Raw genomic sequence first — 5,680 nt, forward strand, 5'->3', positions numbered from 1 at the left:
GGGCCGCGGGCGGCGCCGGTGCCGCCCGGCGGCCGCGGCCCGCGCCCCGCCCCCGCGCCCCCGCGCCCGCGCCCCGGGCGGGCCCCGCCCGCCCCCCCCCCGGGGCGGAATGACCGGCAGGAGCAATGAGCGACTCATGACGTCGAAGGCTGCCTCGAGCAGGCCCCGGGCTGCCACGCCCGATGAATCGCGGGCCCACCGCGGCGCACGGGCCAGGTATCCGGCGATGAGCACTGGCCCTGCGTTGGTGCCAGACCCGGCCGAGCGGGCTGCGCTCACCAAAAGTCTTTCTGCGCGCACCGGAGAGCTGACCAGCCTGGTCGTGCAGGCGATGGAGGAGAGTCACCCCTGGTTCACCCGGCTGGGAGCCGAGGAGCGCTCCTGGATCACCCTGGTGGCCAGGTCGGGAATCGACAACTTCATCACCTGGTTCGGAGACGACACCTCCCCCGGCGGCGACCCCGGCATGCTCTTCAACGCGGCTCCCCGCGCACTGACCCGCAAGATCTCCCTGCACCAGACCGTCGACCTGGTGCGCACCACCATCGAAGTGGTCGCCCAGCAGATCGAGAGCCTGGTTCCACCAGAGGATCAGCAGGCGGTCAACGTGGCCATCCTGCAGTTCTCCCGCGATGTGGCTTTCGCCGCCGCCGAGGTCTATGCCCGGGCAGCCGAACTGCGTGGCGGCTGGGATGAGCGGATGGAGGCCCTCATCGTGGACGCCGTCGTGCGCGCCGAAGCCGATGAGATGGTGCTGTCACGGGCGTCCGCACTCGGATGGCGTGGCAGCGGCCGGGTCTGTGTGGCTGTCGGGCCGGTGCCCGTCGAGACCGATCTCGACGGGCTTCGCCGCGACGCCGGGAACCTGGACCTCGACGTGCTGACCTCGGTGCAGGGCGGGCGGTTGATCGTCATAGCCAGCGGGAAAGACCTGGTGGACGAGCAGTCCGCAGCCAAGGCCCTGTCGCCGCTGGGCGACCACTTCGACGAGGGCACCATCGTGGTGGGCCCACCAGTGGACGACCTCACGGAGGCGGCGGACTCGGCCCGCATGGCGCTGTCCGCGGCGCGCACCGCACACGCCTGGCCGTCAAGCCCCCGCGTGGTGACCAGCTGGGAGTTGCTGCCCGAACGCGCCGTCGACGGAGATCCCGAGGCACGCCGCGCACTGGTGGACGACATCTATCGTCCTCTGGTGCGGGCGAAGGAACTGCTGCACACCTGCGTGAGTTTCCTCGACCACGGTTGCTCGGTGGAAACCACCGCCCGCGACCTGTTCGTGCACCCCAACACCGTGCGTTACAGGGTCCGCCGGATCAGTGAGATCACTGGCTACTCCCCCGCCCAGCCCCGTCAGGCCTATGTGCTGCACCTGGCAATCACTCTCGGGCGCCTGGCCGAGCAGGAACCGCAGTCATCCCCCGACGAGTGAATCCAGCTTCCCAACCATGGGGTCATACGCACGGCAATGAGTGCTCGGACCTCGCCCTGTGTCGGATATCCCGGACGCCCGGCCCCTCATTGCCGGTCTTGTGTGCAGATCGGCCATCGGAGCCAGCTCACAAGCCGCTGCCGGCGAGCGAGCGCCCGCAGCAGGACAGACCAGGAAGCGCGTGCGCTGGCCCGGTGGTCACCGAGGGGCAAGGCCCAATTCCCTGGGAATCCCACAATGACTGAGCAGCTCGCTAGCCTCTTTGCCATGGTTTCTTGTAGGAACCCCACAAAGACGAGCACAGGTTTTTCGTCCGTTTCAGTGACACCCTGCGTCACTCGGCGGAGGAAGATGGACGGGTGCTCGCGATTGTTGCTCCCGGACAGGGTGCCCAAAGCCCAGGTTTTCTCTCCCCATGGCTCGAGATCGATTCCTTCCGCGAAGGTCTCGCACAGCTGTCCGAGGTGACCGATCTTGACCTCGCTGAACTCGGCAGCAGTGCTGACGCGGCCACCATCAAGGACACCGCCGTCGCCCAGCCCCTGCTGATGGGCGCAGGACTGTACGCGGGTCTGCTTCTTGACCCCAGCAATGAGCACGGCGGCTTCGCATCTGCCGATGTCGTCGCCGGACACAGCGTCGGTGAGATCACCGCCGCTGCAGGAGCCGGGGTGCTCGACCCTCGTCAGGCCGCTGTGTTCATCCGCCAGCGTGGCCGCGGCATGGCAGCCGCCTCAGCAGTCACCCCCACTGGCATGGCCGCCGTGATCGCCGGTAAGCCGGACGAGGTGCTGGCCAGCGTCGAGGAGTGCGGTCTCACCGCCGCGAACTTCAACGGTTCGGGCCAGATCGTCGCAGCAGGCACCCTTGACCAGATCAAGGCGTTGAAGGAGAACCCTCCGGCCCGCGCCCGCGTCATCCCGCTGAGTGTCGCCGGAGCATTCCACACCGAGCACATGTCGCCCGCCCAGCCTCCGCTGGCCGAGCTGGCCGCCACCATGACCACCGCTGACCCCGTCACCAAGCTGCTGTCCAACCGCGACGGCCAGGTGGTCACCTCCGGCAAGGAATTCCTCGACCGCCTGGTGGCCCAGGTGACCATCCCGGTGCGCTGGGATCTGTGCATGGACACCATGCGCGAGCTCGGCGTCACCGGACTGCTCGAGCTGCCGCCTGCCAAGACGCTCACCGGCATCGCCAAGCGCAATCTCAAGGGCGTCGAATTGTTCAACCTCAACGAGCCGTCCCAGCTGGCCGAGGCGCGAGAATTCTGCCGCACCCACGCCGCCCAGCCAGCCACCGTTTCCGCATCGCAAGGAGCCTGATCAATGAGTGCACCCCTCACCGTCTCGACCGGAGCCGAGTACTCCCGGTTGATGAGCGTCGCGAGCTTCCGTGGCAGCCGAGTCGTCGACAACGCCGAAATGTGCACCCACATCGACTCCTCCGACGAGTGGATCCAGCAGCGCACCGGAATCATCGAGCGGCGCTGGGCGACCGAAGAGGAGACTCCCGCCTACATGTGCGTGCAGGCGGCGTCCAAGGCCATCGAGCGTGCCGGGCTGGAACCCGAAGACATCGACGCGATCATGATCTCGACGGTGAGCAATTTCCGTCAGTACCCCTCGCTGGCGTGCGAGGTGGCGAGCATTCTCGGCATCCCCTCACCCGCCGCCTATGACATCCGCGCCGCCTGCGCAGGCTTCTGCTACGGCCTCGCCCAGGCCGACGGATTCATCCGGACCGGATCTGCCAAGCACGTACTCATCATCGGCATGGAATGGCTCTCCCGCCAGCTCAACATGCAGGACCGCGGCACCGCCTTCCTGTTCGGCGACGGCGCAGGTGCGGCCGTGGTGGGCCCGAGCGAGACCCCAGCCATCGGGCCGGTCGTCTGGGGTTCGGACCCCGCCCAGCACGATGCGATCTGGACCAACGACTGGTTCGACGCCCTGAAAACCGGCGAGAAGCCGGTCGTGCACATGAACGGCCGGGCCGTCTACCTGTGGAGCACCACCTTCATCCCCGAGAAGGCCGTTGAAGCCGTCGCGAAGGCCGGCATCACACCCGATCAGCTCGACGTGTTCATCCCCCACCAGGCCAACAACCGGATCACCGATTCGATCCTGCGCCGGTTGCACCTGCCCGACAATGTCGTGGTCAGCCGCGACATCAAGCACATGGGCAATGTCTCGGCCGCGTCGATCCCACTGGCCATGGATGCTCTGCTTGAATCGGGAGAGGCCAAGAGCGGGGACAACGCCCTGATCATCGGCTTCGGCGCCGGCCTGGTCTTCGCAGGGCAGGTGGTTGTGCTGCCCTGAGGGCGCACACGCCACATGGTCCTGCCGCCGAACCCGGTCCTGCCGCCGAACATGGCGACGAACCACAGCAATCCGCAATACCCGCAGTACCCAGAATCATCCATCCACACACATTGACCCCCAGTGCTGTATCAACACAGCACTCCGCCAAGAAAGGCACACAATGGCCAGCACCGAAGAGATCCGCACCAAGCTCGCTGAAATCGTCAACGACGTCGCTGGCGTCCCCGTCGAGGACATCACCGATGAGAAGAACTTCGTGGACGACCTGGACATCGACTCACTGTCGATGGTCGAGATCGTCTACGCCCTGCAGGAGGCCTACAACGTCGATATCCCCGACGAGGAGGTCAAGGATCTCCGCACCGTCGGCGACGCCGTGGCCTATGTCGAGAAGGTTCAGAAGGCGGCGTGAGCGAATCCCCGCTCACCACTCGTGCTCGGGCGTGGAATTGACCACCACCCGGCACGCACCATCAGCACCACCTCACCTGCAAGAACCCGCCCCACACCTGGAGGAAACTGCATGACCACCGTCGTCGTCACCGGATTGGGTGCCATCACCCCACTGGGAGCGGATGTGTCGCAGACCTGGGAGGGTTTGCGCAGCGGCCGCAGCGGCGTGAGCACCATCGAGCAGGACTGGACCGCCGACCTCGCCGTGCACTTCGCCGGCCAGGTGGACGCCGACCTGTCGATGGTGCCACGCGTTGAGGCACGCAGGATGGACCGGTGCAGCATCCTGGCGGTCGCGGTGGCCCAGCAGGCCTGGGAGGACGCCGGTTTCACCTTCGCCCAGGACAACGAAACCGATCCGGAGCGGGTCGCCGTGGCCTTCGGTACCGGCATCGGCGGCCTGCAGACCACCATCACGCAGTGGGACATCCTGCGCACCAAGGGGCTGCGCCGGGTGAGTCCCTTCACCGTTCCGATGCTGATGTCCAATGCGCCGGCCGCGCACGTGGAGTTGAAGATCGGCGCCCGCGCCGGTGCACACACCACTGTTTCGGCTTGTGCCTCCAGCAATGAGGCGATCGCCCTCGCGGTGGACAAGATCCGTCTGGGTCGCGCCGACATCGTGCTGGCAGGAGGCACCGAGGCTCTGGTGCACCCGCTGCCGATCGTCGCCTTCTCCCAGATGCAGGCACTGTCCAAGCGAAATGACGATCCCGCAGGTGCGTCGCGTCCTTGGGACAAGGGCCGCGACGGTTTCGTGCTGGCCGAGGGCTCGGTGGCCATGGTGCTGGAGAGCCTGGAGTCGGCCACTGCGCGCGGCGCCAAGATCTACGGCACCATTGCAGGCTCCGGTATCAGCGCGGACGCATTCGACATGGTGAAGCCGTCGCCCGAGGGGCAGATGTCGGCCATGCACAAGGCATTGGTGGATGCCGACCTCGCGCCAGCCGATGTGAACCACATCAATGCCCACGCCACCTCGACTCCCGCCGGTGACATCGCCGAGGCGCACGGCATCCGTGAGCTGCTCGGCGATGACGCTGATCATGTGATCGTCACCAGCACCAAGTCGATGACCGGTCACCTGCTGGGCGCAGCCGGCGCACTCGAATCGGTGGCCGCACTGTTGGCCCTGCACGATCGCGTCGTGCCGCCGACCATCAACCTGGATGATCCCGAGGACGACCTGCGGATCGACATCGCCACCAACGAGGCCAGGCCGCTGCCCGCGGAAGGCCCCCTCGCAGCGATCAACAACTCGTTCGGTTTCGGCGGCCACAATGTGGCAATCGCCATCACCAACGAGAACATCAAGGACTGACAACGCTCTCCCCCGAGGGTCAGCCTCACAGAAATGCCCGGCCCCGGGCCCCCCGCCCGGGCGTTATGCCCGCGCCCGGGGGGGTGACCGGGGGAGGGTGAGCGGGGGGCCGGCGCGCCGCGCGGGGCGGGTGGGGGCGCGGAGGGG

General features: G+C 67.1%; 5 protein-coding genes. All 5 read left to right on the forward strand.

What is annotated here, in order from left to right:
• The first annotated feature begins 226 nt into the window (after nt 1-226).
• The 5 genes from ABF648_RS11650 to ABF648_RS11670 all read left to right on the forward strand — a co-directional run bounded on the left by ABF648_RS11650 (nt 227) and on the right by ABF648_RS11670 (nt 5,533).
• Nucleotides 227-1,432: a PucR family transcriptional regulator gene (locus ABF648_RS11650; RefSeq protein WP_415632418.1), complete on the forward strand. Its 1,206-nt coding sequence runs from the start codon at nt 227-229 to the stop codon at nt 1,430-1,432.
• Nucleotides 1,433-1,791: 359 nt separating this feature from the next.
• Nucleotides 1,792-2,757 carry an ACP S-malonyltransferase gene (locus ABF648_RS11655; protein WP_415632414.1) on the forward strand — a complete coding sequence of 322 codons (966 nt, stop codon included), beginning with the start codon at nt 1,792-1,794 and terminating at the stop codon, nt 2,755-2,757.
• 3 nt (nt 2,758-2,760) lie between these two features.
• Nucleotides 2,761-3,756 (forward strand): beta-ketoacyl-ACP synthase III, encoded by a 996-nt coding sequence (locus ABF648_RS11660; protein WP_415632415.1) that lies wholly within the window; start codon nt 2,761-2,763, stop codon nt 3,754-3,756.
• Nucleotides 3,757-3,919: 163 nt separating this feature from the next.
• Nucleotides 3,920-4,171: an acyl carrier protein gene (locus tag ABF648_RS11665; RefSeq protein WP_415632416.1), complete on the forward strand. Its 252-nt coding sequence runs from the start codon at nt 3,920-3,922 to the stop codon at nt 4,169-4,171.
• A 111-nt stretch (nt 4,172-4,282) separates the two neighbouring features.
• Entirely contained in the window at nt 4,283-5,533 is a 1,251-nt protein-coding gene (locus tag ABF648_RS11670) for a beta-ketoacyl-[acyl-carrier-protein] synthase family protein (RefSeq protein WP_415632417.1), read from the forward strand.
• Nucleotides 5,534-5,680: the final 147 nt, after the last annotated feature.

Source organism: Propionibacterium sp. (assembly GCF_047719395.1).
Taxonomy (GTDB): domain Bacteria; phylum Actinomycetota; class Actinomycetes; order Propionibacteriales; family Propionibacteriaceae; genus Propionibacterium.